Annotated in this window: 1 protein-coding gene; it reads left to right on the top strand. The window is 67.7% G+C overall.

Features of this window, described 5'->3' with window-relative positions; all coding sequences use genetic code 11:
* Nucleotides 1-44 precede the first annotated feature (44 nt).
* Nucleotides 45-498 (top strand): TetR/AcrR family transcriptional regulator C-terminal domain-containing protein (locus tag AC5RWU_RS24565; RefSeq protein ID WP_493986779.1); only part of this gene is annotated, 454 nt, incomplete at its 3' end.

The following is a 498-nucleotide window of genomic DNA, read 5'->3' as shown; positions in this document are numbered from 1 at the left end:
CGCCCGTCCGCGGTGCCGGCTGGAAGAGCACGGTCCGGCAGCGGGTGCTTTCGGCCAGGGGGGTACTGCTGCGGCACCCATGGGCCCGTCAGGTGCTTGAATCCCGCACCAACCAGACTCCGGCAGTCCTCGAGTACACGGACAGCTTCATCGGCATGTTCCTGGCCGGCGGCTTCTCCCTCGACCTCACCCACCACGTCATGCACGCCCTGGGCAGCCGCATGTGGGGCTTCACCCAGGAACTGTTCCAGAACCCGGCCGGCCCGAAAGCGGACACCCCGGCCGTGCCGCCGGAGGCGATGGCCGCCATGCTCCAGCAGATGGCCCAGCAGTATCCGAACCTCACGCAGGTCGCCATGGCGGCAACACATGACGACGGCTCGGTGGTCGGGCACGGCTGCGACGACCAGTTCGAGTTCGAGTTCGCCCTCGACCTGCTCCTGGACGGCTTCGAGCGTCTCCACGGGCAGAACTGGACATCGAAGCAGGCCAAACTGG

This window comes from Arthrobacter sp. B0427-1-12 (assembly GCF_059092905.1).
This window is presented reverse-complemented; position numbering and strand designations above follow the sequence as displayed.